Annotated in this window: 22 protein-coding genes; 8 read left to right on the top strand and 14 right to left on the bottom strand. The window is 74.1% G+C overall.

Annotated elements, in window-relative coordinates; genetic code table 11:
* Nucleotides 1-38: 38 nt before the first annotated feature.
* Nucleotides 39-1,319, top strand: coding sequence for an APC family permease (locus NRO40_RS17735; protein ID WP_058942690.1), 1,281 nt, complete (start codon nucleotides 39-41; stop codon nucleotides 1,317-1,319).
* 215 nt (nucleotides 1,320-1,534) lie between these two features.
* Here the strand turns inward: NRO40_RS17735 and NRO40_RS17730 are convergent, their stop codons facing one another.
* The 12 genes from NRO40_RS17730 to NRO40_RS17675 all read right to left on the bottom strand — a co-directional run bounded on the left by NRO40_RS17730 (nucleotide 1,535) and on the right by NRO40_RS17675 (nucleotide 13,187).
* Complete coding sequence (locus tag NRO40_RS17730) at nucleotides 1,535-1,927, bottom strand: YccF domain-containing protein (protein ID WP_058942689.1); 393 nt, start codon at nucleotides 1,925-1,927, stop codon at nucleotides 1,535-1,537.
* Nucleotides 1,924-2,787, bottom strand: a complete 864-nt coding sequence (gene htpX, locus NRO40_RS17725; protein ID WP_058942688.1) for a zinc metalloprotease HtpX — start codon at nucleotides 2,785-2,787, stop codon at nucleotides 1,924-1,926. The genes NRO40_RS17730 and htpX overlap by 4 nt, the downstream gene beginning before the upstream one ends.
* Nucleotides 2,788-3,160: 373 nt before the next feature.
* Nucleotides 3,161-4,705 (bottom strand): NADH-quinone oxidoreductase subunit N, encoded by a 1,545-nt coding sequence (locus tag NRO40_RS17720; protein ID WP_058942727.1) that lies wholly within the window; start codon nucleotides 4,703-4,705, stop codon nucleotides 3,161-3,163.
* Between the two features lie 26 nt (nucleotides 4,706-4,731).
* The gene (locus NRO40_RS17715) at nucleotides 4,732-6,285 is read right to left on the bottom strand and encodes an NADH-quinone oxidoreductase subunit M (RefSeq protein ID WP_058942687.1); all 1,554 of its coding nucleotides are present in this window, start codon (nucleotides 6,283-6,285) and stop codon (nucleotides 4,732-4,734) included.
* A 27-nt stretch (nucleotides 6,286-6,312) separates the two neighbouring features.
* Entirely contained in the window at nucleotides 6,313-8,304 is a 1,992-nt protein-coding gene (locus NRO40_RS17710; protein WP_058942686.1) for an NADH-quinone oxidoreductase subunit 5 family protein, read from the bottom strand.
* Complete coding sequence (gene nuoK, locus NRO40_RS17705; RefSeq protein WP_058942685.1) at nucleotides 8,301-8,666, bottom strand: NADH-quinone oxidoreductase subunit NuoK; 366 nt, start codon at nucleotides 8,664-8,666, stop codon at nucleotides 8,301-8,303. Before nuoK ends, NRO40_RS17710 begins: the two co-directional genes overlap by 4 nt.
* Nucleotides 8,666-9,247, bottom strand: a complete 582-nt coding sequence (locus NRO40_RS17700; RefSeq protein WP_198549358.1) for an NADH-quinone oxidoreductase subunit J family protein — start codon at nucleotides 9,245-9,247, stop codon at nucleotides 8,666-8,668. Before NRO40_RS17700 ends, nuoK begins: the two co-directional genes overlap by 1 nt.
* Complete coding sequence (locus NRO40_RS17695) at nucleotides 9,244-9,912, bottom strand: NuoI/complex I 23 kDa subunit family protein (protein WP_058942684.1); 669 nt, start codon at nucleotides 9,910-9,912, stop codon at nucleotides 9,244-9,246. The genes NRO40_RS17700 and NRO40_RS17695 overlap by 4 nt, the downstream gene beginning before the upstream one ends.
* Nucleotides 9,912-10,880 (bottom strand): complex I subunit 1/NuoH family protein, encoded by a 969-nt coding sequence (locus NRO40_RS17690; RefSeq protein ID WP_058942683.1) that lies wholly within the window; start codon nucleotides 10,878-10,880, stop codon nucleotides 9,912-9,914. The genes NRO40_RS17695 and NRO40_RS17690 overlap by 1 nt, the downstream gene beginning before the upstream one ends.
* Nucleotides 10,877-12,160, bottom strand: a complete 1,284-nt coding sequence (locus NRO40_RS17685) for an NADH-quinone oxidoreductase subunit C (protein WP_257375444.1) — start codon at nucleotides 12,158-12,160, stop codon at nucleotides 10,877-10,879. The genes NRO40_RS17690 and NRO40_RS17685 overlap by 4 nt, the downstream gene beginning before the upstream one ends.
* A complete protein-coding gene (locus NRO40_RS17680) occupies nucleotides 12,157-12,804 on the bottom strand; it encodes an NADH-quinone oxidoreductase subunit B (protein WP_058944762.1) in 648 nt (215 codons plus the stop codon). The genes NRO40_RS17685 and NRO40_RS17680 overlap by 4 nt, the downstream gene beginning before the upstream one ends.
* Nucleotides 12,795-13,187: an NADH-quinone oxidoreductase subunit A gene (locus tag NRO40_RS17675; protein ID WP_058944763.1), complete on the bottom strand. Its 393-nt coding sequence runs from the start codon at nucleotides 13,185-13,187 to the stop codon at nucleotides 12,795-12,797. The genes NRO40_RS17680 and NRO40_RS17675 overlap by 10 nt, the downstream gene beginning before the upstream one ends.
* Nucleotides 13,188-13,368: 181 nt before the next feature.
* Here NRO40_RS17675 and NRO40_RS17670 point away from each other — a divergent pair, with 181 nt between their 5' ends.
* The 7 genes from NRO40_RS17670 (at nucleotide 13,369) to NRO40_RS17640 (ending at nucleotide 23,899) form a co-directional block, all read left to right on the top strand.
* Nucleotides 13,369-14,541, top strand: coding sequence for a sensor histidine kinase (locus tag NRO40_RS17670; protein ID WP_058944764.1), 1,173 nt, complete (start codon nucleotides 13,369-13,371; stop codon nucleotides 14,539-14,541).
* 451 nt (nucleotides 14,542-14,992) lie between these two features.
* Nucleotides 14,993-16,444 carry a sensor histidine kinase gene (locus NRO40_RS17665; protein ID WP_058944765.1) on the top strand — a complete coding sequence of 484 codons (1,452 nt, stop codon included), beginning with the start codon at nucleotides 14,993-14,995 and terminating at the stop codon, nucleotides 16,442-16,444.
* A gap of 106 nt (nucleotides 16,445-16,550) precedes the next feature.
* Nucleotides 16,551-17,222 (top strand): response regulator transcription factor, encoded by a 672-nt coding sequence (locus NRO40_RS17660; RefSeq protein WP_058944766.1) that lies wholly within the window; start codon nucleotides 16,551-16,553, stop codon nucleotides 17,220-17,222.
* Between the two features lie 298 nt (nucleotides 17,223-17,520).
* Entirely contained in the window at nucleotides 17,521-19,548 is a 2,028-nt protein-coding gene (locus NRO40_RS17655; RefSeq protein WP_058944767.1) for a 2-oxoacid:acceptor oxidoreductase subunit alpha, read from the top strand.
* Nucleotides 19,538-20,590 carry a 2-oxoacid:ferredoxin oxidoreductase subunit beta gene (locus NRO40_RS17650; protein WP_058944768.1) on the top strand — a complete coding sequence of 351 codons (1,053 nt, stop codon included), beginning with the start codon at nucleotides 19,538-19,540 and terminating at the stop codon, nucleotides 20,588-20,590. The genes NRO40_RS17655 and NRO40_RS17650 overlap by 11 nt, the downstream gene beginning before the upstream one ends.
* 287 nt (nucleotides 20,591-20,877) lie before the next feature.
* The gene (gene rarD, locus NRO40_RS17645; RefSeq protein WP_107115232.1) at nucleotides 20,878-21,867 is read left to right on the top strand and encodes an EamA family transporter RarD; all 990 of its coding nucleotides are present in this window, start codon (nucleotides 20,878-20,880) and stop codon (nucleotides 21,865-21,867) included.
* Nucleotides 21,868-22,561: 694 nt separating this feature from the next.
* Nucleotides 22,562-23,899, top strand: a complete 1,338-nt coding sequence (locus NRO40_RS17640; protein WP_058944769.1) for a M28 family peptidase — start codon at nucleotides 22,562-22,564, stop codon at nucleotides 23,897-23,899.
* Between the two features lie 199 nt (nucleotides 23,900-24,098).
* Here NRO40_RS17640 and NRO40_RS17635 read toward each other — a convergent pair whose 3' ends face one another.
* Nucleotides 24,099-25,394 carry a LolA family protein gene (locus tag NRO40_RS17635; protein WP_058944770.1) on the bottom strand — a complete coding sequence of 432 codons (1,296 nt, stop codon included), beginning with the start codon at nucleotides 25,392-25,394 and terminating at the stop codon, nucleotides 24,099-24,101.
* Nucleotides 25,395-25,560: 166 nt separating this feature from the next.
* Entirely contained in the window at nucleotides 25,561-26,571 is a 1,011-nt protein-coding gene (locus tag NRO40_RS17630) for a polyprenyl synthetase family protein (protein ID WP_058944771.1), read from the bottom strand.
* Between the last annotated feature and the right edge of the window lie 387 nt (nucleotides 26,572-26,958).

The raw sequence follows: 26,958 nt of genomic DNA, 5'->3' as shown, positions 1-26,958 counted from the left end.
TGGGTCGGGTGGTTGCGCAGGTCAGTAGGGTGCGGCGCATGGTACGCACTCTGCGACGGTCGCTCGGGCTCTTCGACGCGGTCATGGTCGGTCTGGGCGCGATGCTGGGCGCCGGGATCTTCGCGGCGCTCGGGCCGGCCGCGCGGGCGGCCGGGAGCGGGCTGCTCCTGGGCCTGGCGCTCGCCGCGGCCGTCGCCTACTGCAACGCGATGGCCTCGGCTCGGCTGGCCGCGCGCTATCCGGCGTCGGGCGGCACGTACGTCTACGGGCGGGAGCGGCTTGGTCCTTTCTGGGGGTACCTGGCGGGCTGGGCGTTCGTCGTGGGCAAGACGGCGTCGTGCGCGGCGATGGCGCTGACGGTGGGCGTGTACCTGTGGCCGGGGCAGGCCCACTCCGTGGCGGTGGCGGCGGTCGTGGCGCTGACGGCGGTGAACTACGGCGGGGTGCAGAAGTCGGCGTGGGTGACGCGCTGGATCGTGGCGGTGGTGTTGGCCGTGCTGGCCGCCGTGGTGGTGTCCTCCCTCGGTTCGGAAGCGGCGGACCTCGGCCGGCTGGGGCCGGGGCGCGACGTCTCGGTGGGTGGGGTGGTGCAGGCGGCGGGGCTGCTGTTCTTCGCGTTCGCGGGGTACGCCAGGATCGCGACGCTCGGCGAGGAGGTCCGCGATCCCGGGCGGACGATCCCGCGTGCGGTCCCGGTGGCGTTGGGGATCGTTCTGGTGGTGTACGCGTGTGTGGCCGTGTCCGTCCTCTCCGTGCTGGGTGCGGGTGGGGTGGCCGGGGCATCGGCGCCCCTGGCCGACGCCGTGCGCGCGGCGGGAGCCGACGGGTTGGTGCCGGTGGTGCGGGTGGGCGCGGCGGTGGCGGCGCTGGGCTCGCTGCTGGCGCTGGTCCTCGGGGTGTCCCGTACGGCCTTGGCCATGGCGCGGGACGGGCACCTGCCGCGGGGGCTCGCGGCCGTCCACCCCCGCTTCGGGGTGCCGCACCGCGCCGAGCTCGTGGTGGGCGCGGTCGTCGCGGTGGTGGCGGCGACCGCCGACCTGCGGGAGGCGATCGGCTTCTCGTCCTTCGGCGTGCTCGTCTACTACGCGATCGCCAACGCCTCGGCGTGGACGCTCACGGCGGGGGCGTCCCGGGTGCGCCTGCTCGCCGCGGGGGGCCTCGCGGGGTGCCTGGTGCTGGCCTTCTCCCTGCCGCTCGGCTCGGTGCTGGCGGGTGCGGCCGTGCTGGCGGTGGGAGCGGCGCTGTACGCCGTGCGGGCGGGCGTCGACGGACGGTCCGGGCGGACCGGGCAGCCGGAGCGGCCTGGGCGGGGTCGCTAGCGGCGCGGCGGCCGACCCGGCGTCATATGCGGGCGCGGTGGTGAGGGGTGCGGCGTGGTCCGGAGGCCGCCCGGGTCGACGACCGCGTGTGTCCGGGCGACGTGGGCCGTGACGGCGTGCGTCGACGGGGCGCGTGTCGTGACGGTGCGTAGTCGGTCATGAGTCCATGGTGCAGCACTCGGGCGACAGCCGTCACAGCCTGTGGATAACTCTGGTCAGCGGGCCGTGAACGGCTGGTTGCTGGAGACGATGTCCTTGCCGAGCGGCAGGAGGGAGACCGGGATCAGCTTGAAGTTCGCGATGCCGAGCGGGATGCCGATGATCGTCACGCACAGGGCGATGCCGGTGACGATGTGGCCGAGGGCCAGCCACCAGCCCGCCAGGACGAGCCACAGGACGTTCGCGACGAAGGAGGGCGCGCCCGCGTCCCGCCGGTCGACGACGGTACGGCCGAAGGGCCAGAGGGCGTAGCCGCCGATGCGGAAGGCGGCGACGCCGAACGGTATGCCGATGATCGTGACGCACAGCAGCAGACCGGCCGCGAGGTAGCCGAGGAAGAGCCAGAAGCCGCTGAGCACCAGCCAGATGAGGTTGAGGATCGTCTTCACGGGCGGTGGCCTGCCATCTGCTCGAGCCGGGCGATGCGTTCCGCCATCGGCGGGTGGGTGGAGAACATGCGGGACATGCCCTGTCCGGGCCGGAACGGGTTGGCGATCATCATGTGGCTCGCCGTCTCGATCCGCGGCTCGGGGGGCAGGGGCAGTCGCTGCGTGCCGGCCTCCAGCTTCCGCAGGGCGGCGGCGAGGGCGAGCGGGTCGCCGGTGAGCCGGGCGCCGGACGCGTCCGCCTCGTACTCGCGGGAGCGGCTGACCGCCAGCTGGATGACCGACGCGGCGAGCGGACCCAGGATCATGATCAGCAGCATGCCGAGGAGGCCGGGGCCCTCGTCGTCGTCCGAGCGCCCGATCGGGATGAGCCAGGCGAAGTTCACCAGGAACACGATCACGGAGGCGAGGGCTCCGGCGACCGACGAGATGAGGATGTCCCGGTTGTAGACGTGGCTCAGCTCGTGTCCGATGACGCCGCGCAGTTCACGCTCGTCGAGGAGGCGCAGGATGCCCTCGGTGCAGCAGACGGCGGCGTTGCGGGGGTTGCGGCCCGTCGCGAAGGCGTTGGGGGCCTGGGTCGGGGAGATGTAGAGCCTCGGCATCGGCTGTCGGGCCTGGGTGGAGAGCTCGCGGACCATCCGGTAGAGCTGCGGCGCCTCGAACTCGCTGACCGGGCGGGCCCGCATCGCGCGCAGGGCGAGCTTGTCGCTGTTCCAGTAGGCGTACGCGTTCGTTCCGAGAGCGACCAGGACGGCGACGACCAGGCCCGTGCGCCCGAAGAGGCCGCCGATCACGATGATGATCGCGGACAGTCCTCCGAGGAGTACGGCGGTCCTCAGCCCGTTGTGCCGGCGGTGCACGGTACGCCCTCCAAGTGGTGCGGCAGGGGAACCCTTCGCTGGTGTTGCTCCACTGTCCAGTGGACCCTCCCGTACTGGTCAACGCGAGGCGGGAGTGGCTGGTTCCCTTGCGCGCGCCGGGGCGGGCGCTGCGCCGGACGGGTGACGCGCGGGAGCATGGGCCGGCTTGGGCGGGGCGTGGGCGGTACAGGGCCGGGCGTGGGCCGGCTTGGCGCAGATCGTGGGCCGGTCCAGGGCGGGGCGTGAGGGTCCCGGAGGGCGCGCGCCGGGGCTTGCGGCGGGGGCTCGCGCGCGGGGCGAGTCCCGGTGCGGGAGGGTTGCGTGCGCGCCCGGCCCCGGTCGGGCCGGGGCCGGGCGCGCGGGCGCGGGCGGGTCAGAACAGCGTGGTCGCCGCGAAGCGGAGCACCAGCTGCGGGTAACCCGAGAGCAGCACACCGCCGACGGCGGTCAGCGCCACCACCACGGTGAGGCCGGCGGGCACCCGGTGCCGTACCGGAGCCTCCGCCTCCTCGGTGGGGGCGGCCTCCGGTGCCCGGAACAGGACGGCGGTCCAGCGCAGGTAGTAGTAGAGGGCGATGACGACGTTGACGCCCATCACGACGGCGAGCCAGCCGAGGCCCGCGTCCACCGCGGCGGAGAAGACGACGACCTTGGCGAAGAGGCCGATGACGCCGGGCGGCAGGCCCGCCAGGCACAGCAGGAAGAAGCCCATGGCGAGGGCGGTCACCGGCCGGGTGGCGTACAGGCCCCGGTAGTCGGCGATCCGGTTCGCGGGGTGGGTGCGGGCGACGACGGCGGCGACCGCGAAGGCCCCGAGGTTCACGACGGCGTACACCAGCGCGTACGCGACGGTGGCGCCGACCTGGTCGTCACTGGAGTACGCGGCGGCGGCGATCGGGACCAGGAGGTAGCCCGCCTGTCCCACGGACGACCAGGCGAGGAGGCGGACCGCGCTCCACGCGCGCGTGGGGGCCTGCCGCAGCGCGGCGACGTTGCCGACGGTCATCGTGAGGGCGGCCAGTACGGCGAGCGCCGGACCCCACACGTCGGCGTACGACGGGAAGGCGACGACCGTCACCAGGACGAGGCCGGTGAAGCCGACCGCCTTGCCGACGACGGACAGGTACGCGGCGACCGGCAGGGGGGCGCCCACGTAGGTGTCGGGCACCCAGAAGTGGAAGGGCGCGGCCGCCGTCTTGAAGGCGAAGCCGACCAGGGTGAGGGCGACGCCCGCCTTGGCGAGCGTGCCGAGCTGTGCGGGGACGTCGTCGAGCTGCCCGGCGATCTCCGTCAGGTGGAGGGTGCCGGTCGCGGCGTACACGAAGCTCACGCCGAGGAGGGTGACGGCGGTCGCCGTGACGGAGGAGAGGAAGAACTTCAGCGCCGCCTCCCCGGACATGCGGTCGCCGCGCTTCAGGCCGACGAGCGCGAAGGCCGGGAGCGAGGCCACCTCCAGGGCGACGACGAGGGTGGCCAGGTCCCGCGAGGCGGGCAGCAGGGCCGCGCCGGCCGCGGAGGACAGCAGCAGGAACCAGTACTCGCCCGCCGGGAGCTCGTCCTTGGTGAGCGTGACGGACAGGAGCGCCGTCAGCAGGGCGCCGCCGAGGACGAGGAGCTGGATGGCCAGCGTGAAGTGGTCGGCGGTGTAGCTGCAGGCGTCCGGGGCCCCGGTCAGGCAGAAGGTGGAGCGGTCGCCGGCGCGCAGGGGCACCAGCGTGGCGAGCGCGGCGACGAGGCCGGCGATCGCCGCCCAGGCGAGGACCGGCTTGCGCCGCGGCGGGAGGAACAGGTCGGCGACGAGCACGGCGAGGGCGACGACGGCGACGACGGTCGGCGGCGCGATGGCCACCCAGTCGACGGCCTGGACGACGTCGGCGGCGGGCGCGGCGGCCGGCGCGGCGAGGTCGGTGGCGGTCACGGGCGGGCCGGTCACGGCTGCGGCGGTCACGACTTGCCTCCTGCGAGAAGCTGCTGCACGGCCGGGTCGGTGAGGCCGAGGAGGACCGCGGGCCAGAGGCCGGCGAGGACGGTGAGGGCGGCCAGCGGGGTCCACGCGGCGAACTCGTGGCCCCGGACATCTGCGACGGCTGGCTGGTCGGCGGTGGGCCGGGCACCCATGCAGACGCGGCGCACGACGACGAGGAGGTACGCGGCGGTGAGCAGCGTGCCGAAGCACGCGATGGCCGTGTACGTGAGGAACGCGGGGCGGCTGAGGCCCTCGGCGGGCTGGAACGCGCCGAACATCGCGAGCATCTCGCCCCAGAAGCCGGCCAGCCCGGGGAGTCCGAGGGAGGCGACGGCGGCGAAGGCGAGGAGGCCGCCGAGGCGGGGCGCGCGGCCGTACAGCGCGGCGCCGGTCGCGCCGGCGAGGGTGTCGAGGTCCGCGGTGCCGAAGCGGTCCTTCACGGCGCCGACGAGGAAGAAGAGGAGCCCGGTGATCAGGCCGTGCGCGATGTTGGCGAAGAGCGCGCCGTTGACGCCGGTGGGGGTCATGCTGGCGATGCCGAGGAGCACGAAGCCCATGTGGCCGACGGAGGAGTAGGCGATGAGGCGCTTCAGGTCGCCCCGGGCGCCGCTCCTGGCGAGCGCGAGGCAGGCGAGTGACCCGTAGATGATCCCGGCGACGGCGAAGGCGGCGAGGTACGGGGCGAAGACGTGCATGCCGTCGGGCGCGATCGGCAGGACGATCCGGACGAAACCGTACGTTCCCATCTTGAGGAGGACGCCGGCGAGGAGGACCGAGCCGACGGTGGGCGCGGCGGTGTGCGCGTCCGGCAGCCAGCTGTGCAGCGGCCACATCGGCGTCTTCACCGCGAGCCCCACGCCGATCGCGAGGACGGCGATGACCTGCAGCGACGTGCTCAGCGCGCGGCCGTTGTCAGTGGCGAGTGCCACCATGTCGAACGTGCCCGCCTTCAGTCCGACGAGGAGCAGGCCGAGCAGCATGACGACCGAGCCGAGGAGGGTGAAGAGGATGAACTTCCAGGCGGCCGCCTGTCGGCCCTCGCCGCCCCAGCGGGCGATGAGGAAGTACATCGGGATGAGCACCATCTCGAAGGCGAGGAAGAACAGCAGCAGGTCCAGGACGGCGAAGGTGGCCAGCGTGCCGGCCTCCAGGACGAGCAGCAGCGCGACGAAGGCCTTCGGGGCGGGGCCCGCGGGGGGCTTGGCGTAGCTGTACAGCGCGCAGAGGAAGGTCAGCAGCGCGGTCAGGACCAGGAGGGGGAGGGAGATGCCGTCGACACCGAGGTGGATCCGCACGTCCAGGGCGGGGATCCAGCTGATGTCCGTCGTGGCCTGCATCCTCGACGCGTTGTCGTGGTCGAAGCCGAGTGTCAGGGCGATGGCGGCGGCCAGGACCGCGCCGGTGACGGTCACGCCGTGGCGCAGGACGGCCTGGTCGGGTGACGTCCCCTTGAGTCCGGGCGGGGCCGGCAGGAGCGCCGCGACGGCGCCGAGGAGGGGCGCGGCGACGATGAACGCCAGGAGGAACTGCATCACGGATTCGCTCATATCGATCACGGCTCACGCTCCGGCGGCGACGAGGACGGCGGCGACCGCCAGGACGACGGAACCGGCGAGCAGGACGCTGAGGTAGGTCTGCACGTTGCCGGTCTGGGCGCGGCGCACGGCCGCCCCGAGCAGACCGGTCGTGGCGCCCGCTCCGCGTACGTAGGTGTCGACGACCTCGCGGTCGAGGAAGCGGACCAGCGAGGCCGCCGCCCGGACGGGGCGTACGAACACGGCGGTGTAGAGGGCGTCCAGGTGGAAACCGGTCGCCGCGTGCCGGTGGAGCGGGCCGAGGAGGAGGCGTCCGGGGTCGGCGGGGTCGGGCGCGGAGGCGATCGAGCCGTAGGCCGGGGTGTGGGTGGTGATCGCCTCGGCCTCGGAGACGGCGGGTTCCGCCTCGGGGTGGGCGGCGACGGCGCCGAGCGGGACGTGCGCGGCGCGGGTGGTGACCCGGCGCCAGGCGGCGTACGTGATCAGGCCGCCGGCGAGGGCGGTGCCCGTGCCCAGGACCGCGGTGGTGGTGGTCGGCGTGAGGGCGTGGCCGTCGAACCAGTCGTCGAGGGAGGTGACGGCCAGGCCGAAGGCGAGCGAGGGGACCGCGAGCACCCACAGGACGGCGCTCATGGCGAGCGGCTGACGGCCGTGGTCGGGGGCCTCTTCCCCGCGGCCGCGGAAGGCGAGCAGCCACAGGCGCGTCGCGTAGGCGGCGGTGAGGAGGGCGGTGAGGAGACCGGCCACGAGGACGATCCAGCCCGCCCCGGCGGGGGCGACGTCCCGGTCGCCGAGCGCGGTGTGCTCGGCGGCGACGAGGACGGCCTCCTTGGAGAAGAAGCCCGCGAACGGCGGGATCGCGGCGAGCGCGAGGAGGGCGACCGTCATCGTCCAGTACGCGTCGGGGATGCGGCGGGCGAGGCCGCTCATGCGGGACATGGCGGCCAGCGAGTTGGTGCCGGCGGCGTGGATGACCACGCCCGCGGCGAGGAAGAGGACCGCCTTGAAGGCGCCGTGCGAGAGGAGGTGGAAGACGGCGGCGCCGCGGTCGCCGACGGCCAGGGCGCCCGACATGTAGCCGAGCTGGCCGATGGTCGAGTAGGCGAGGACCCGCTTGATGTCGTCCTGGGCGAGCGCGGCGAGGGCCGAGCCGACCATGGTCAGCGCGGCCATCACGGCGAGGACGGTCAGGGCGGCCGCGGAGGCGGCGAAGACCGGGAGGAGGCGCGCGACGAAGTAGATGCCGGCGGCGACCATCGTCGCGGCGTGGATGAGCGCGGAGACCGGCGTCGGGCCGGCCATCGCGTCCGGGAGCCAGGTGTGCAGCGGGAACTGGGCCGACTTTCCCGCGACACCGGCGAGGAGCAGCAGCGCGACCAGGGTGGGGTGGTCGAGGCCGCCCGCTGCGACGGCCCCGAGGACCCCGGTGATCCGGAACGTCCCGGCGTCGGCGGCGAGGGCGAACAGGCCGAGGAGGAACGGGACGTCGCCGAGCTTCGTGACGAGGAACGCCTTCAGGGAGGCGGCCCGCGCCTCGGGCGTCTCCCAGTAGTGGCCGACGAGGAAGTACGAGCAGACGCCCATGACCTCCCAGCCGACCAGCAGCACCATCAGGTCGCCGGAGTAGACGACGAGCAGCATCGCGGAGGTGAAGAGGGAGACGAGCGCCGCGTACGACGGGTAGCGGGGGTCGTCGCGCAGGTAGGCGGTCGAGTAGATCTGCACGCAGGACGCGACCAGGCCGACGAGGACGGCCGTGAGGGCGGCGAAGCCGTCGATGTGCAGGGCCAGGTCGATGGGGACCGAGCCGGTCGGGGTGAGCTGGGTGGCCGCGTCGACGGCCTTCCCACCGCCCTGGCGCGCGGCGACCAGCACGGCCAGGACGAACGCGGCGACGGTCGGCAGGACGGCCAGGGGCCGTACGAAGCCGGGTGCGGTGCGGCCCAGGAGGAGGCCGGCGGCCGCGCCGAGGAACGGAAGGAGGGGGACGAGGACGGCGAGGGTCGTGGTGGTCACGCGGTGGCCTCAGCCTTCTTGCCGGTCTGCTCGTGGGCGGCCCCGTCGCCGCCCGGGGTCTCGGCGTTGTCGCGGAGCCGGTCGATGTCGGCGGTGCCGCGGCTGCGGTGGACCATCAGCACGATGGCCAGGCCGATGCCGATCTCGGCGGCGGCGATGGCGATGGTGAAGAGGGTCAGCGCCTGTCCCGCGTGGAGGGTGTCGCGCAGCCAGACGTCGAAGGCGACCAGGTTGAGGTTGACGGCGTTGAGCATCAGCTCGACGGACATCAGGACCAGGATGGCGTTGCGCCGGGCGAGGACGCCGTACAGGCCGGTGCAGAAGAGCAGCACGGCGAGGACGGCCGGATAGGCGAGGTGCATCAGCGCTTCCCCTCCGCCCCGGAGTCGCCCTTGCGGGAGAGGACGATCGCGCCGACGAGCGCGGCGAGCAACAGGACGGAGAGCGCCTCGAAGGGCAGCACCCAGTTACGGAAGAGCATCTCCCCGGTGACCCGGGTGCTGCCCTGGACCGGACCGTCGAGGTCGATCCAGGTGGTGCGGAAGGCGTCCACGACCACCCAGACGAGGGCGGCCGCGGCGGCCACCGCCACGGCGAGGGCGGCGGGCCGGTTGCCGGAGTCCGCGTCCGGGGAGCGGCCGATGGGGGCCTTCGTGAGCATGAGACCGAAGAGGAGGAGGACGACGACGGAGCCGACGTAGATCAGCACCTGGACCCAGGCGATGAACTCGGCCGTGAGGAGCAGGTACTCGACGGCGATCCCGCCGAGGGCGACCACCAGCCAGAGCGCGGCGTGGACGAGCTGACGGGTGGTGACCGTGATCACCGCGGCGCCGAGGGTGACGACGCCGACGAGGAGGAACGCGATCTCCGTTCCGGTGGGCGAGAGGAAGCCGTGGCCGGCCGCGAGGGTCATGGCGGCGGGCGCCGTGGCGGGGGTCATGCGGTGCCTCCCTCGCGGGGGGTGCCGGGGGCGCCCGGGACGTCGGGGGCACCCGGGGCGCTCGGGGCGTCGAGGCCGGGGGTGGACGGGGTGGTCGGCGCGCCCGGGGTGGCGGGTGGGGCGGGCTGGGTCGTGGCGGCCTGCTGGGTGGCGAGCTTCTCGGCTGCCTTGCGGGCCGCGACGAGCTCCTTCGGCTCCTCCGCGCCGGCGTCCAGCGCGGGCGGCTCCGGCACGGTCCACATCCACTCGCGGAGCTTGTCCCGCTCGTGGGTGAGGTCGCGGATGTCCGTCTCCGCGTACTCGAACTCCGGCGACCAGAACAGCGCGTCGAAAGGACACACCTCGATGCAGATGCCGCAGTACATGCAGAGCGAGAAGTCGATCGCGAACCGGTCGAGGACGTTGCGGCTGCGCTCCCGTCCGCCGGGCGCGGCGGCCGGCACCGTCTCCTTGTGGGAGTCGATGTAGATGCACCAGTCGGGGCACTCGCGGGCGCACAGCATGCAGACCGTGCAGTTCTCCTCGAACAGACCGATGACGCCGCGGCTGCGCGGCGGGAGTTCGGGCTGGACGTCCGGGTACTGCGCGGTGTGGCTCTTCCTCGTCATCGTCCGGAGGGTGACGGCGAGGCCCTTGGCCAGGCCGGATCCGGGGATCGGGGCCATTACTGGATCACCACCTTGACGACGCCGGTGAGGGCGATCTGGGCGAGCGCGAGCGGCACGAGCGTGGTCCAGGCGAGCCTCTGGAGCTGGTCCTCGCGCAGCCGCGGGTAGCTCACCCGCAGCCAGATGACGACGAAGGCGAGGACGGCCGCCTTCAGCAGCGTCCACACCCAGCCGAGGCCGTCGGCGCCGAACGGGCCGTGCCAGCCCCCGAGGAAGAGGACGGTGGTCAGACCGCACAGGACGACGATGCCCGCGTACTCGGCGAGCAGGAACAGGGCGAAGCGCAGACCCGTGTACTCGGTGTACGCCCCGAAGATGATCTCCGAGTCGGCGACGGGCATGTCGAACGGCGGGCGCTGGAGCTCGGCCAGGCCCGCGACGAAGAAGACCAGCGCGCCCACGATCTGCCACGGCAGCCACCACCACTCGAACGCGTCGAGGATGCCGGGGAGGGAGACCGTCCCCGCCGCCATCGCGACGGAGGCGGCGGCGAGCAGCATGGGCAGTTCGTAGGCGAGGAGCTGCGCGGCGGTACGGAGACCGCCGAGGAGGGAGAACTTGTTGGCGGACGCCCAGCCCGCCATGAGCGAGCCGAGGACGCCGACGCCCATCACGGCGAGGACGAAGAAGACGCCCGCGTCGACGACCACGCCGACCGCGCCCTCATCGGGGCCGATCGGGATGGCGACGAGCACGAGGAGGTACGGGAGGAGCGCGACGGCGGGCGCGAGCTGGAAGACGCGGCGGTCGGCGGCGGCCGGGACCACGTCCTCCTTCTGCGCGAACTTCACGCCGTCGGCGACGAGCTGCGCCCAGCCGTGGAAGCCGCCGGCGTACATGGGGCCGAGGCGGCCCTGCATGTGCGCCATCACCTTGTGCTCCGTCTGGCCGATCACCAGGGGCAGCACCAGGAACACGGCGAAGACGACGACCAGGCGGAGGGCGACGTCGAGTGCGTCGTTCACGCGTCGTCTCCTTCGGGGCGTCGTCGGTCGGGGGCGGGGTCCTGCTCCTGGCCCGGGTCCTGCTCCGGGCCCGGGTCCTGCTCCGGGCCCGGGTCCGAGTCCGGGTCCGGGGCCGGGGCCGGGTCACCGGTCCGGTCCTGGGCCGGGCCCTGCTCCGGGGTCGGTCGTGGCGGGGCGGCGGGGTCGGGGGGCTCGAAGGCGGGGCGCGGGTTGTTCCACGGGGCGTCCGCGCTGCGGGTGCGCGGGGGCGCCGCCGGAGCCTGGTCGGCCGGGCCCTCGCCCTCGGTGGGGCTCCGGCGCTGACTGGCCGAGCCCTCGCCCGCCGTACGGGCGCGGCGCGGCGGCCGGGCGGCGCCACCCGGTGCCGTACCGGGCGGGGCGGCCGGAGGCGTGGCGGGCGCTGCGGGGGCCTCCGGGGCGCCGGCGCCCTCCGCGGGCGGGGTGGCGGGCGCCGGCGCCGCGGTACCGGGCCCGGACGCCGGAACGCCGGGCGCCGCGGTACCGGGCCCCGCCGCGGCGGCACCCTGCGCGCCGCCGGACGGGCTACCGGGCGTGGGGGCGGCCGCGCCCCCCGACGTGCCGGGTGCCGCGGTGCCCTGGCTGCCGGAGCCCTCGCCCGCCGTGCGGGTCCGGCGTACCGGTCGGTCGCCGGCGGCGCGCGCGGCGCGGGCGGGGCGGGCCGGGGCGGGCGGGAGCTGGCCCTTCAGCGGGCCCCACTCGTTGGGGTCGGGCACGCCGGGCGGCAGCATCTGGCGCCGCTTGGGGCCGCCGTGCGCCGCGCCCGCCGCGGGCTCGCCCGGCTCCTTGGCGCCCGGCCACGCCTTGGCGACGCGCGCGGCGAGGACGAAGTCCTTGCGGAGCGGGTGGCCTTCGAAGTTCTCCGGGAGCAGCAGGTGCGCGGGGTTCGGGTGGCCCTCGAAGGTGACGCCGAACATCTCGTGCGTCTCGCGCTCGTGCCAGCCGGCGCCCGCGTACACGCCGACCGCGGTGGGCAGGACGGGCGCGTCGTGCGGGACGGTGGTGCGCAGCATGAGGCGGCGGACGGTGCCGCCCTCCAGGGCGGCGACGTGGGCGCAGACGCGGAAGCCGATGCCGGGCTCGTCGACGGCGCTCAGCCAGTCGAAGTAGGTGCAGCCCAGCGCGTCCCGCGCGGTCTCCAGCGCGGTGGTCCACGCTGCGGCCGGGACGTCGACCGTCAGCAGGTCGTACGCCCGCTCGGCGGTCGCCTCCGCGCCGAAGACGTCGGTGACGGCGTCGGGCAGGGTGTCGTAGGCGTTCACCGGGCACCGCCTGCGGACGCGGGCGGCGGCGGGGTGACCAGGCCGCTGCGGAGGGCGGCGGTGTCGGGCCGCCCGGTGCCGTGCCCGTACCGCTCGCCGAGCGACTCCCGGGCGATCTTCTCCTGGAGCTTCAGGATGCCCTGGAGCAGCGCCTCGGGCCGCGGCGGGCAGCCCGGCACGTACACGTCGACGGGGATGATCTGGTCGACGCCCTTGGTGACGGAGTACGAGTCCCAGTACGGGCCGCCGCAGTTGGAGCAGGCACCGAACGAGATGACGTACTTGGGCTCCGGCATCTGCTCGTACAGCCGCCGCACCGCGGGGGCCATCTTGTCGGTGACCGTCCCGGAGACGATCATCAGGTCGGCCTGGCGGGGGCCGGGCGCGAAGGGGATCACGCCGAGCCGGATGAAGTCGTGGCGGGCCATCGACGCCGCGATGAACTCGATGGCGCAGCAGGCGAGGCCGAAGTTGAAGACCCACAGGCTGTAGCGGCGGCCCCAGTTGAGGACCACCTTCATGGGTTCGGGGGCCAGCCGCGACAGGACGCCGAGCCGCTTCGGCTCGGGCAGGAGCACGGGCTGCGCGGCCGTCGCCTGCGCGGAGGTCACGGGCTCGGGGGTGGCGCCGGGGTTCACGTCCATGTCAGGACGCCCTTCTTGTACGCGTAGAGCAGTCCCACGGCCAGGAAGCCGAGGAAGACGAACATCTCGACCAGCGTGGTGGCGCCGTACCCGGGCTCGGCGAAGACGGTCGCCCACGGGAAGAGGAAGATCGAGTCGACCGCGAAGATCACGTAGAGGAAGGCGTAGACGTAGTAGCGGACCTGGGTGTGGGCCCAGCCCTCCCCCACGGGGTCGACGCCGCACTCGTACGTCATCAGCTTCTCCGGCGTCGGCACGACGGGGCGCAGCAGCCGCCCGGCCGTGAACGCGACGGCCACGAAGAGCACGCCGACGACGGCGAGGAGCCCGACGGCCGAGTAGCTCTGGAAGTAGTCGGCCGCGAGTCCGGTCTGTTCCGGCACGTCCGTCCCTCTCTCTTCCTGCCCCCGCGGGCGCCGATCGGCGATCTGTACGCACGGGAGTCTAGGCCCTGGTACCACCCGGCCCGTCAGCCGTGCCACGGACGGGGTGGGGTTATCCCCACCGGCCCTCACCCACGGCCCCCATGGCGCGGCCGGTGCCGCGCCGGGCAGTCTGGTCGCCATGACCACGCCCAGCGACCACGCCGTCCCGGCCCGTCCCTCCCGCATCGGGTTCGGGACGGCCATGTGGAAGGAGATCGTCCACCTCCTCTCCAACCTGCCAGTGTCCCTCGTGGCGTTCGTCTATGTCACGGTCACGGTGGCGGTCGGGGCCGCGCTCAGTGTGACCGTCGTCGGTCTGCCGCTGCTGGCGTGCGGGCTGGCGGGGATGCGGCTGATGGGGCGCGTGGAGCGGTCGCGGGCCCGGGCGCTGCTCGGGATGCGGATGGAGGAGCCGAGCCGGCTGCCGGTCCCGCCGCGCGGCGGCCTCGCGGCCCGGGTGTGGGCGCTGCTGCGCGACCCGGTGGCGTGGCGGGCGGCGCTGTTCGGGTTCATACGGCTGCCCTGGGGCGTGCTGACGTTCACGGTGACGCTGGTCGCGCTGGTCGCGCTGTGGCCCGCGCTGCCGTACCTGGTGCGGGCCATGGCCAACCTCGACCGGGTGATGGTGCGGGGGCTGCTGGGGCCGTCGGACGAGTTGGAGCGGCGGGTCGCCGAGCTGGAGTCGGACCGGGGCGTGGTCGTGGACACCGCCGCGGCGGACCTGCGGCGCATCGAGCGCGACCTGCACGACGGCGCCCAGGCCCGCCTCGTGGCCCTCGCCATGGGGCTGGGGCTGGCGAAGGAGAAGGCCGGCGAGGACCCGGGGGCCGCCGCCCGCATGGTCGACGAGGCGCACGGCGAGGTGAAGCTCGCCCTGCAGGAGCTGCGCGACCTCGCCCGCGGCATCCACCCGGCGGTCCTCACCGACCGGGGCCTCGACGCCGCGCTCTCCTCCGTCGCCTCCCGCTGCACCGTCCCCGTGACCGTCACGGTCGACCTGCCGGAACGGCCGGCCGAGGCCACCGAGGGCATCGCGTACTTCACGGTGTCGGAGCTGCTGCAGAACGTCTCGAAGCACGCCGGGGCCCGGAGCGCCACCGTGGACGTCTGGCGCACCGAGGAGTACCTCCTCATCCAGGTCACCGACGACGGCCACGGCGGCGCCGACCCGGCCGCCGGCAGTGGCCTCGCGGGACTTTCCGAACGCCTCGGAGCCGTCGACGGGCTGTTCGTCGTCGACTCCCCGCCGGGCGGTCCGACGACCGCTACGGCCGAACTGCCCTGGCGGTCCCGGGCGGCCGTCCGCCCCTGACGCTCCCGCACAGCATCCGCCCCGCGGCGACCGCACGCCCCGGGGCAGCCCTCGCACGCCCGCGCCCAGCGGCTCCGCCACCACACGACCTGCCACCCGCCCACGCCCACCGTTCCCGCGACCGGTCAGGCGCCCGGGACGGGAGGCGGGGCCGGGCGGGTTCGCCCCCGCAGGGGTCGGCGGAGAAGGGCGGGCACCCCGGCCGGGACCCGAGCCCGCCGACCCCGAGGAGGTGAGCCCGCCCGGCCCCGCCGCACCCACCACCCGGAGGCACCCACCCACGGCCACCCGCCCCGCCGCACCGCCCACCCCGCCGCATTGCCCACCCCGCCACACCGCCCACCCCGACGCACCACCCGCCCCGACGCACCACCCGCCCCGACGCACCACCCTCCCCGCCGCCCCGTTCCCCACGCCGACCGACCCCACGCGAGCAGAAACGGATCTCCCCATGGCCATGGCATACCGGCCGGACACCACCGGCCGCCCGCGTCCGCCGCGCGTCCCCGCGTGGCTCGCCGCCCCGCTGTCCCCTCGCACCTGGCGTGAGTTCTGCCACCTGGTGGTGGGTCTGCCGCTCGGCGTCCTGTACTTCGCGCTCTCCGTGACGGCGCTGGCGGTCGGCGCCGGGCTGGTCGTGACGTTCGTCGGCATCCCGGTGCTGGCCGCGGGCCTGGCGCTGTGCCGGGGCTTCGGCGTGGTCGAGCGGGCGCGGGCGCGGGCCCTGCTCGGTACCCGGGTCGCCGCCCCGGAGCCGGTACGGACCCGGACGGAGCCCGGCAGCGGGCCGTTCGCGTGGATGGGGGCGACGCTGAAGAGCGGCGCGTCGTGGCGGCACCTGCTGTACGCGGTGGTGCACATGCCGTGGGCGGTCTTCGCGTTCTCCGTCGCGGTGACCCTGTGGACCACGGCGTGGGCGCTGTTCACGTACCCGCTCTGGCAGTGGCTGCTGCCCCTGTACGCGGGGGTGGACGGCGTGCAGCTGTACGGGGACGGGCGGCACAGCGTCGTCCTGGACACGGCGTACGTCGTGGGGGCGAGCTGCCTCGTCGGCCTGGTCCTCGTCCTGGTGACGCCGTGGGTGATCCGGGCGCTGGCCGGGGTCGACCGGCTGCTCGTGGTCGGGCTGCTCGGCCCCTCGCGGCTGGCCAGCCGTGTCGTGGAGCTGGAGTCGGACCGGGGCGTGGTCGTGGACACCGCCGCGGCGGACCTGCGGCGCATCGAGCGCGACCTGCACGACGGCGCCCAGGCCCGCCTCGCCGCCCTCGCCATGGACCTCGGCCTCGCCAAGGAGAGGGCCGGCGAGGACCCGGAGGCCGCCGCCCGCATGGTCGACGAGGCGCACGGCGAGGTGAAGCTCGCCCTGCGGGAACTGCGCGACCTCGCCCGCGGCATCCACCCCGCCATCCTCACCGACCGGGGCCTCGACGCCGCGCTCTCCTCCGTCGCCTCCCGCTGCACCGTCCCCGTGACCGTGACCGTCGACCTGCCGGAACGGCCCGCCGCGGCCATCGAGGGGATCGCCTACGTCGCCGTCTCCGAGCTGCTGCGGAACGTCTCGCAGCACGCGGGCGCCCGCCGGGCCTCCGTCGAGGTCTGGCACAGCGGCGACCGCCTCCTCGTCCAGGTCACCGACGACGGGCGCGGCGGCGCCGCCCCGACCACCGGAACGACCACCGGCCCGACCGCCGAAACGACCACCGGCCCGACAAAAGCCCCCACCACCGACCCGACATCCGGCCCGACATCCGGCCCGACCGCGAAACCGACCACCGACCCCACCACCGGCAGCGGCCTCGCGCGGCTCGCCGAACGCCTGGGTGCCGTCGACGGGCTCCTCGTCGTCGACTCCCCGCCGGGCGGCCCGACGACGGTCACGGCGGAGCTGCCCTGGCGCAGTTGAACACAGTTGAACGCTCTGTCACCCACATGGCCGAACTTGCTGGGATGCTGGTGGTGACGGTGGACGTCGCCGTACCGGAGCCGATCGAAGTGGGGGCCGCAGGGCTGTGGACGACAGGGTGCGGGTGGTCATCGCCGAGGATTCCGTACTGCTCCGGGAGGGTCTGACCCGGCTGCTGACCGACCGCGGACACGACGTCGTCGCGGGCGTGGGGGACGCGGACGCGCTACTGCGCACGGTGGACGCGCTGGTCGCCGACGGGGCGCCGCCGGACGTGGTCGTCGCGGACGTGCGGATGCCGCCGACCCACACCGACGAGGGCGTCAGGGCGGCCGTGAAGCTGCGCGCGGACCATCCGGGGATCGGCGTGCTGGTGCTGTCCCAGTACGTCGAGGAGCGGTACGCGACGGAGCTGCTGGCCGGCAGCAGCCGGGGCGTGGGGTACCTGCTGAAGGACAGGGTCGCGGACGTCCGCGACTTCGTGGACGCGGTCGTGCGGGTCGCGCGCGGCGGCACCGCGCTCGACCCGGAGGTGGTGGCGCAGCTGCTGGGGCGCAGCCGGCGGCAGGACGTGCTGGCGGCGCTGACGCCGCGGGAGCGGGAGGTCCTCGGTCTGATGGCCGAGGGGCGGACGAACTCGGCGGTCGCGCGTCAGCTGGTGGTGAGCGACGGGGCGGTCGAGAAGCACGTCAGCAACATCTTCCTGAAGCTGGGGCTGTCGCCGAGCGACGGCGACCACCGGCGGGTGCTCGCGGTGCTGACCTACCTGAACACCTGATCCACGCCCCGCCCACAGTGGCCGGGCCGGCAGGCCATCGGCGCTGCCGCCCGCGGAGGGGACCCAAGACCGAAGACCGGGCCGGGAGCGCCGTTCCGGTGGCACACGGGGGGAGACCAAGCATGATGTTCCAGGACAAAGGGGCGTCTCGGAGTGGCGTCCATCATTCGAGCTGTCCAGGGAAGGGAACCCTTACCGACGTAGGGTGGGCCTCGGGACGGCCGGTCGTCCGGCTGTCTTCCGAGCGTTCTCCCGCCGACGGCGGGGAGGCCCCTTGTCTCGAGGGAGGTCCAGTTCAGTGACCAGCCAGGTCAGTAGCCCGGCCGAGCAGACGGGTGAGACGGCGCGGGAGGCCCTGCGGGCCGCCGGAACGACCGACGCGGCGACCACCGCAGCGACCGACGGAGCCACCGAAGGAACGACCGCCGGGGAGCGGCACGGCGCTACGGAGCAGCGGCGCGGCTCGGAGAAGGAGGTCCGCCGTCTGGACCGGGTGATCATCCGTTTCGCGGGTGACTCGGGCGACGGCATGCAGCTCACGGGTGACCGCTTCACGTCGGAGACGGCGTCCTTCGGCAACGACCTGTCGACGCTGCCGAACTTCCCCGCCGAGATCCGCGCCCCCGCCGGGACGCTGCCGGGCGTCTCCTCGTTCCAGCTGCACTTCGCCGACCACGACATCCTCACCCCCGGCGACGCGCCGAACGTGCTGGTCGCGATGAACCCGGCGGCGCTGAAGGCGAACCTCGCGGACGTGCCGCGCGGCGGCGAGATCATCGTCAACACCGACGAGTTCGCCAAGCGCGCCATGGCCAAGGTCGGCTACGAGACGTCGCCGCTGGAGGACGGCACCCTGGACGGTTACCGCGTCCACCCGGTGCCGCTGACGACGCTCACGATCGAGGCGCTGAAGGAGTTCGGCCTGTCCCGCAAGGAGGCCGAGCGGTCGAAGAACATGTTCGCGCTGGGCCTGCTGTCGTGGATGTACCACCGGCCGACCGAGGGCACCGAGCAGTTCCTGCGCCGCAAGTTCGCGGGGAAGCCGGACATCGCCGAGGCGAACGTGACGGCCTTCCGGGCGGGCTGGAACTTCGGCGAGACGACGGAGGACTTCGCCGTCTCCTACGAGGTGGCCCCGGCCACGTCGGCGTTCCCCCCGGGCACGTACCGCAACATCTCCGGGAACCTCGCCCTGTCGTACGGGCTGATCGCCGCCGCCCGCCAGGCGGACCTGCCGCTGTACCTGGGCTCGTACCCGATCACCCCGGCGTCGGACATCCTGCACGAGCTGAGCCGGCACAAGAACTTCGGCGTGCGGACCTTCCAGGCCGAGGACGAGATCGCGGGCATCGGCGCGGCGCTCGGCGCCGCGTTCGGCGGCTCGCTGGCGGTGACGACGACGTCCGGGCCGGGTGTGGCCCTGAAGTCGGAGACGATCGGCCTGGCCGTGTCGCTGGAGCTGCCCCTGCTCATCGTGGACATCCAGCGGGGCGGCCCGTCGACGGGCCTGCCGACCAAGACGGAGCAGGCGGACCTGCTCCAGGCGATGTACGGCCGCAACGGCGAGGCGCCGGTCCCCGTGGTGGCGCCGCGGACGCCGGCGGACTGCTTCGACGCGGCGCTGGAGGCGGCGCGCATCGCGCTGACGTACCGGACGCCGGTGTTCCTGCTGTCGGACGGCTACCTGGCCAACGGCTCCGAGCCGTGGCGCATCCCGGACGTGGCGGATTTGCCGGACCTGGGCGTCTCCTTCGCGACGGGCCCGAACCACACCCTGGAGGACGGTACGGAGGTCTTCTGGCCGTACAAGCGCGACCCGGAGACGCTGGCCCGGCCGTGGGCGGTCCCGGGCACGCCGGGGCTGGAGCACCGCATCGGCGGCATCGAGAAGCAGGACGGCACGGGCAACATCTCGTACGACCCGGCCAACCACGAGTTCATGGTCCGCACCCGCCAGGCCAAGGTGGACGGCATCGCCGTGCCGGACGTGGCGGTCGACGACCCCTCCGGGCGGGCGCGCACGCTGGTGCTGGGCTGGGGCTCGACGTACGGGCCGATCACGGCCGCCGTGCGGCGGCTGCGGAACGCCGGCGAGACGATCGCCCAGGCCCACCTGCGCCACCTCAACCCCTTCCCGGCCAACCTCGGCGAGGTGCTGGGGCGGTACGACAGGGTCGTCGTGCCGGAGATGAACCTGGGGCAGCTCGCCCTGCTGATCCGCGCCAGGTACCTGGTCGACGCACGCAGCCACACGCAGATCAACGGCATGCCGTTCAAGGCCGAGCGGCTCGCCGCGGCGCTGAAGGAGGCCATCGATGCCCAGTGAAGCCCTGACCCTGGTGCCCAAGGCCGAGGGCAAGCAGTCCATGAAGGACTTCAAGTCGGACCAGGAGGTCCGCTGGTGCCCCGGCTGCGGTGACTACGCCATCCTCGCCGCCGTGCAGGGCTTCATGCCCGAGCTGGGGCTGGCGAAGGAGAACATCGTCTTCGTCTCCGGCATCGGCTGCTCGTCCCGCTTCCCGTACTACATGAACACGTACGGCATGCACTCCATCCACGGCCGCGCCCCGGCCATCGCCACGGGTCTGGCCGGCTCGCGGCAGGACCTGTCGGTGTGGGTGGTCACGGGGGACGGCGACGCCCTGTCCATCGGCGGCAACCACCTGATCCACGCGCTGCGCCGGAACGTCAACCTCAAGATCCTGCTGTTCAACAACCGGATCTACGGCCTGACGAAGGGCCAGTACTCGCCGACCTCCGAGGTCGGGAAGATCACGAAGTCGACGCCGATGGGGTCGCTGGACGCGCCCTTCAACCCGGTGTCGCTGGCGCTGGGCGCGGAGGCGTCGTTCGTGGCGCGGACGGTGGACTCGGACCGCAAGCACCTCACGGAGGTGCTGCGGGCGGCGGCGGACCACCCGGGCACGGCGCTGGTGGAGATCTACCAGAACTGCAACATCTTCAACGACGGCGCGTTCGAGGCGCTGAAGGACAAGGACCGGGCGCAGGAGGCGGTGATCCGGCTGGAGCACGGGCAGCCGATCCGCTTCGGCGCGGACGGGGCGAAGGGCGTCGTCCGCGACCCGGCCACCGGTGACCTGCGGGTCGTGGAGGTGACGCCGGAGAACGCGTCGCGGGTGCTGGTCCACGACGCGCACGCGCAGTCGCCCACGACGGCGTTCGCGCTGTCGCGGCTGGCCGACCCGGACACCCTGCACCACACCCCGATCGGCGTCTTCCGCAGCGTGGAGCGGCCGGTGTACGACACGCTCATGGCCGACCAGCTGGACGTGGCCGTCGAGCAGCGGGGCAAGGGCGACCTGGCGACGCTGCTCGCCGGGAACGACACGTGGACGGTGGTCGGCTGAGGCCGGCCGACCCGTCCGTCCCCGCTGGGGCCCGGTCCGGAACCCATGGTTCCCGGACCGGGCCCCAGCGCGTGCGGGGCGGGTCCGGGCGGGGGCAGGTCCGGGCGGGCCCCGGCGCGTGCGGGGGCGGGTCCGGGCGGGGGCCGTCGCCGTGACGGACGCGTCATGACCGTATGGCGAAACGGGCATGACACGACCTCCCGTGCGGCGCTACCGTCGACCGGACAGGGCGGTGCGGGACGGTGGTCGCCGGGACGGCGGACGTCGGGACGGGAAGGGCGGACGCGGTGGCGGCGAGGAGCGGCGGCGGCGAGCAGAGGGCGGGACTCCTCTACGGCATCGGGGCCTACGGCATGTGGGGGTTGTTCCCCCTGTACTGGCCCCTCCTCCAGCCGGCGGGCGCCGTCGAGATACTCGCCCATCGCATGCTGTGGTCCCTGGTGGCGGTGGCCCTGGCGCTGCTCGTCGTGCGCCGCTGGGCCTGGGTGCCCGAGCTGCTGCGGCAGCCGCGCAAGCTGGGGCTGATCGCCGTCGCGGCCGCCGTGATCACCGTGAACTGGGGCCTCTACATCTGGGCGGTCAACGCCGGCCACGTCGTCGAGTCGTCCCTCGGCTACTTCATCAACCCGCTGGTCACCATCGCCATGGGCGTCATCCTGCTCAAGGAGCGGCTGCGTCCGGTGCAGTGGGCGGCCGTGGGCACCGGGTTCGCGGCGGTGGTGGTGCTGGCGGTCGGGTACGGCAGGCCGCCGTGGATCTCGCTGGTGCTGGCCTTCACCTTCGCGACGTACGGCCTGGTGAAGAAGAAGGTCAACCTGGGCGGCCTGGAGTCGCTGGGCGCGGAGACGGCCATGCAGTTCCTGCCCGCCCTCGGGTACCTGCTGTGGCTGGGTTCCCAGGGGCAGGCCGCCTTCGGTTCGGCGGGCGTCGGGCACATGGCGCTGCTGGCGTCGGCCGGTCTCGTCACCGCCGTGCCGCTCGTCTGCTTCGGGGCGGCCGCGATCCGGGTGCCGCTGTCGACGCTCGGGCTGCTCCAGTACCTCGCGCCGGTGTTCCAGTTCCTGGCCGGCGTCCTGTACTTCCGCGAGGCGATGCCGCCGGAGCGGTGGGCCGGGTTCGCGCTGGTGTGGGTGGCGCTGGCCCTGCTCACGTGGGACGCCCTGCGCACGGCGCACCGCACCCGCGCGACGGCCGCCCGCCTCGCGGCCGAGGCCGCCTCCCGCGCCGTGGTCCAGGCCCAGGCGGCCGCCGCGCAGTCCACGCGCCCCACGCTGTAGCCCCTCCCCTCCCCCGGCACGGCGACGGCCGCCGGCGGTGCGGTACCGGCCGTTCCGGCGGGCGGGGCCGGTGGTCGCGCGGCACGGCGGGATCCGGCCGCGGTCCGGCATCCGGACGGCGTCCCGCGCGGACCCGCGGCGGCCCGTGAATCCCCGGGGGACCCGCCGTACCCCGGTGGGGCCCGCGACCGGGCGGACGGCGGCCGCTTCCCCCACGGCCCCCGGCCGCGCCCCGGCACCCTCCCGACCCGCGCGCCCGCACACCCCGTCCGCGCCCCGGCGCACCCCGGACCTGCGGACGGGCGCGCCCGCGCGCCCCGCGTACCGGGCCGCCCCCGCCTCGGCCCCGGCACGGAGTGCGCGCACCCGCCCGGGGCGAGCCCCCGGCGGGCGCGTCCGCGCCGCGCCGGGTGCCTCCCCCGCCGCGCCGACCGACGCGCCACGGTGATCGGCCGCCCGCACTCCCCCCGGGGGCGGCCGCCCGCTCCGTGGCGCCACCGCGTCCGGTATACGGAGCCGGGTGACCGGAAAACACCCTTGACGCGCGGTCGAATTGTCGATGTACATTCAGCGACGCACCGCGCACCAGAGGCACCAGACCGGTACCACCAGCTCCAGCGCCCCGCCGACGCCGCCGTCGCGGGGCGTCTCGCTCGTTCCGTCCCCATCCCCGTACGGAATCCGGAGCCCCCACATGACGCACTCCGTGTCCGGCATACCCAGACGCACCGCCGCGATCGCCGCGCTCGCCCTCGCGGGCCTGCTGGCCACCGCCGCGCCCGCCGCCACCGCCGCGCCCTCGGCACCGGCGGCACCGGCCGCCGCGGCCGCCGCGCCCGACATCCCGCTCGCCAACGTCAAGGCGCACCTGACGCAGCTCCAGTCGATCGCCTCCGCCAACGGCGGCAACCGCGCCCACGGCCGCCCCGGCTACAAGGCGTCCGTCGACCACCTGAAGGCCAAGCTGGACGCCGCCGGGTTCACCACCACCGTGCAGCAGTTCACCACCAGCGGCGCCACCGGCTACAACCTGATCGCCGACTGGCCCGGCGGCGACCCGAACAAAATCCTCATGGCCGGCGCCCACCTCGACTCCGTCTCCTCGGGGCCGGGCATCAACGACAACGGCTCCGGCTCGGCCGCCGTCCTGGAGACCGCGCTCGCCGTCTCCCGCGCCGGCCTCAAGCCCGCCAAGCACCTGCGGTTCGCCTGGTGGGGCGCCGAGGAGCTGGGTCTCGTGGGCTCCAAGTACTACGTCACCAACCTGCCGACGACCGAGCGCGCCAAGGTCTCCGGCTATCTGAACTTCGACATGATCGGCTCGCCGAACCCGGGCTACTTCGTCTACGACGACGACCCGGTCATCGAGAAGACGTTCAAGGACTACTTCGCCGGCATCGGCGTCGCCACGGAGATCGAGACCGAGGGCGACGGCCGCTCCGACCACGCGTCGTTCAAGAACGTCGGCATCCCGGTCGGCGGCCTGTTCACCGGTGCCAGCAGGACCAAGACGAGCGCCCAGGCGCAGAAGTGGGGCGGGACGGCCGGGCAGGCCTTCGACCGCTGCTACCACTCGTCCTGCGACACCACCGCCAACATCAACGACACCGCGCTGGACCGCAACAGCGACGCCCTCGCGCACGCGGTGTGGACGCTGTCGGCGGGCACGACCGAGCCGCCGGCGGGCGACACGTACGAGAACACCGCCGACGTGGCCATCCCGGACAACGGCACGCCCGTCACCTCGTCCGTCACCGTCTCGGGCCGCGCCGGCAACGCCCCGGCCGCCCTCAAGGTCACGGTGGACGTCGTGCACACCTGGCGCGGCGACGTGGTCATCGACCTCCTCGCGCCGGACGGCACGGCGTACCGGCTGAAGAACTCCAGCGGCAACGACTCGGCGGACAACGTCCGCGAGACGTACACGGTCGACGCGTCGAGCGAGCCGGCCAACGGCACCTGGCGGCTGCGCCTCCAGGACGTGGCGCAGTACGACACCGGGTACCTCAACGGCTTCTCGCTGACCTTCTGAGGCGGACGACACCCGAAGGGGCCCACCGCGACCGTGCGGTGGGCCCCTGCCGTACGTGGCGGCCGCCGTACGTGGCCGCCACCGTCGGGTCCGGGCGGCAGCCCTGGGGTCCGGGCGGGCCGCCGTCCCCTCCGAACCGCCGCCGCGACGCCCGGGCCGACGTCACGCCCGGACGGGTGCCGTCACGCCCGGGCCGACGTCACTTCGTGGCGCCGTTCGCCGCCGCGACCAGCGCCTGCTGGGTCACGGCGCCGACGTACACCCGGCCGTCGTCCGTCATCAGGGCGTTGACCAGGCGGGTCTTGAAGACCATGCCGGAGCCGAACGGGCCTGTGACCCGGTCGCCGAGGCCGTCGAGGAACTGCTGCGCCTCGGGCGGCAGTCCGTCCTTCTCCCCGGCGCCGCCCGCGCCGCCCGCGCCGTCCCGCCGCGGCGCGGGCGCCGCCGCGTCCCCGCCCGCACCCGGGCCGGCGAGCTCGACGACGGTGGTCCAACCCTCACCGAGGACGTTCAGCCCCTGGAAGCCGTCCGGGCCCTCCAGCCCTTCCAGCCCCTTCAGGCCCTCCTCGACGGCCTTGCGGTCCTTCTCCTTCAGCCCGGCGGCCGGCCCCTCGGAGCCCGCTCCGGCGGCGTCCGCCTCCGTCACCTTCGTGCCCTTCGGCGGTGCGAACGCGAACACCGACGCGTCCGGCCGCGCGAAGTCGACCTTGGTGAAGCCGGCGTCCAGCGCCGCCTTGCCGCCGTCCCTCGGCGTGAGCGTGAACTTCAGCGGGACGCCGTTGCGCGCGTCGACCGCCACCTTCACGGACCCGATGGTGGAACCGCTCTGGCGGGGCCTGATGACCAGCTGGTACGCGTCCCGCCCGGCGACCCGCGCCGTGCCCTCGACGGTGACGGACGTCGTGGCGTCGACCGCCTCCAGCGCCTGCGAGGCGAGGTCGCCCGGGGTGACGGGCGGCTGCCGGCGCGCGTCGGAGCCGGGGCCGCGCTCGCCACCGCGCCCGGTGTGCGCGGCCGGGGCCTCCTCGTGCACGGCCTCGCCGGCCTTGCTGTCGTACGCCCACACCTCGCCGCCGTTGTGGACGAGGGTGTACTCGTCGGCGCCGTCCTGGACGGTCAGCCGCTGCCGGTCCGGGCCGTCGGCGGCGACCCGCAGGGTGTGGGTGCCGGACGCCAGCTTCATCAGCTGGGCGTCGGCGGACGCGGCCGCCCCCGAGTCGCCGAGCAGGTCGCCGAGGCCCGCGACGGACGGCAGTCCGAGGTCGGTGCTGACCTTCAGCGTGCCGGACATCTGCTGGACGTCCGACGCGGCGATCTTCTCAATGAGCTCCTGGGCGGTGATCTTCGGCAGGTCGGGGTCGCCGGCCGCCGCGAGCGCCGGGACGAGCCCGATCGTCGCCGCCGCCACCCCCGCCACCGCTACCGGGACCGCGTACCGCGTGACCTTCGCGCGCACGGGCCGTGCGGTCCTTGCGTCGCTGTCGTTCGGTGCCATGTGTGCGCTACCTCCGTGGTGTGGTGGTAACCATTCCACCCAACCACCGCCCCGGAGGCGTCAGCCCGCGGCATCAACTTGCCGTACCTCTCAGGGATGACCCACCCCCGAGACACGCACCCGTGCGGGAGAGGGGCGGCGCCGCGCGGCCGGGTCCGGGCCGGTGTCAGCCCGCGCGGTGGACGACCAGGTCGCACAGCTCCACGAGCGCGGACTTGGCGTACCCGTCCGGCAGCGGGGCGAGCATGGCCCGCGCCTCCTGCGCGTACCGCACGGTGTCCCGGCGGGCCAGCTCCAGCGCCGGGTGGGCGCGCAGCCGGCGCAGCACCTCGGCGTGCCGGGCGTCGTCCGTCAGGTCGCCGTCCAGCAGCTCCACCAGCTCCAGGTCCTCGGCGCGGCCGTGCTGCTCCGCGAGCGCGCGCAGGTGGAGGACGGGCAGCGTGGCGATGCCCTCGCGCAGGTCGGTGCCGGGGGTCTTGCCGGACTCGTGGGAGTCGGAGGCGATGTCGAGGACGTCGTCGGCGAGCTGGAAGGCGGTGCCGAGCCGCTCGCCGTACTGCGTGAGGATCTCCACGGTCCGCTCGTCGGCGCCGGCCGTCATGGCGCCGAACCGGCCGGACACGGCGACCAGCGAACCGGTCTTGCCGGCGATGACGTCGAGGTAGTGCTCGACGGGGTCCTGACCCTCGCGCGGGCCCGCGGTCTCCAGGATCTGCCCGGTGACCAGCCGCTCGAAGGCGCCCGCCTGGATCCGCACGGCCTCGGGGCCGAGGTCCGCCAGGATGTGTGAGGCGCGCGCGAAGAGGAAGTCACCCGTGAGGACGGCGACGGAGTTGCCCCAGCGGGTGTTGGCGCTGTCCACCCCGCGCCGGACGAGGGCCTCGTCCATCACGTCGTCGTGGTACAGCGTCGCCAGGTGCGTGAGCTCGACCACCACGGCCGCGGGCACGATTCCGGGCGCGTGCGGGTCGCCGAACTGCGCGGAGAGCATCACGAGCAGCGGGCGGAACCGCTTGCCGCCGGCCCTGACCAGGTGCTGCGCCGCCTCCGTGATGAAGGGGACGTCGCTCTTGGTGGCATCGAGGAGCCCAGCCTCGACCGCCGCAAGCCCGGTCTGGACATCGGCTTCGAGAGCCTGGTCCCGCACGCTCAGCCCGAACGGCCCGACTGCGGTCACGAGGAGGTCTCCTGTCTGCTGACGATCACACGGATTGTCGATGTGTCGCTGGATTCACTCACGTCAGCGTATCCGGTCCCGTTTGGATCGCCGTGGGCACCTTCCCGCCACCCCCGGTATGTTCGCCCTCGGCACATACGACCGGAATGGGCCGGGGGGAGGGGGCCTGTCGTGACCGTCCGCGCCGCCTCCCCGCACGCGCACCGCCCCGCGGATGTTCCGGAGGTTCCCGTTCCGTCACCGGACGGCACCCGGCTCCCCGCGCGGGCGCGCAGGGCGTCCGGTCGACCGGGCCGGGCGAGCGCCGGAACCCGGCCGCCGCGAGGGTGACGAGCCCCTCTGCCACCGCACCTGGGAGAAGCGCGGGCACCGCCGTAACGTGTCCCC

The sequence above is a fragment of the Streptomyces changanensis genome, assembly GCF_024600715.1.
Lineage (GTDB): Bacteria > Actinomycetota > Actinomycetes > Streptomycetales > Streptomycetaceae > Streptomyces > Streptomyces changanensis.
Note: the sequence above shows the minus strand (reverse complement) of the source record. Positions and strands in the feature narration are given on the sequence as shown.

Excerpts from the sequence above, each read along its gene's own strand:
- nuoK (WP_058942685.1), bottom strand. The coding sequence starts at position 8,666 with ATGCACCTCGCCTATCCGGCCGTCCTCGCCGTGCTGCTCTTCTGCACC.
- NRO40_RS17670 (WP_058944764.1), top strand. The coding sequence starts at position 13,369 with ATGACCACGCCCAGCGACCACGCCGTCCCGGCCCGTCCCTCCCGCATC.
- NRO40_RS17665 (WP_058944765.1), top strand. The coding sequence starts at position 14,993 with ATGGCCATGGCATACCGGCCGGACACCACCGGCCGCCCGCGTCCGCCG.
- NRO40_RS17680 (WP_058944762.1), bottom strand. The coding sequence starts at position 12,804 with ATGGACGTGAACCCCGGCGCCACCCCCGAGCCCGTGACCTCCGCGCAG.
- NRO40_RS17650 (WP_058944768.1), top strand. The coding sequence starts at position 19,538 with ATGCCCAGTGAAGCCCTGACCCTGGTGCCCAAGGCCGAGGGCAAGCAG.
- NRO40_RS17640 (WP_058944769.1), top strand. The coding sequence starts at position 22,562 with ATGACGCACTCCGTGTCCGGCATACCCAGACGCACCGCCGCGATCGCC.
- NRO40_RS17695 (WP_058942684.1), bottom strand. The coding sequence starts at position 9,912 with ATGGCCCCGATCCCCGGATCCGGCCTGGCCAAGGGCCTCGCCGTCACC.
- NRO40_RS17715 (WP_058942687.1), bottom strand. The coding sequence starts at position 6,285 with ATGCAGTTCCTCCTGGCGTTCATCGTCGCCGCGCCCCTCCTCGGCGCC.
- NRO40_RS17735 (WP_058942690.1), top strand. The coding sequence starts at position 39 with ATGGTACGCACTCTGCGACGGTCGCTCGGGCTCTTCGACGCGGTCATG.
- NRO40_RS17700 (WP_198549358.1), bottom strand. The coding sequence starts at position 9,247 with ATGACCCCCGCCACGGCGCCCGCCGCCATGACCCTCGCGGCCGGCCAC.
- NRO40_RS17635 (WP_058944770.1), bottom strand. The coding sequence starts at position 25,394 with ATGGCACCGAACGACAGCGACGCAAGGACCGCACGGCCCGTGCGCGCG.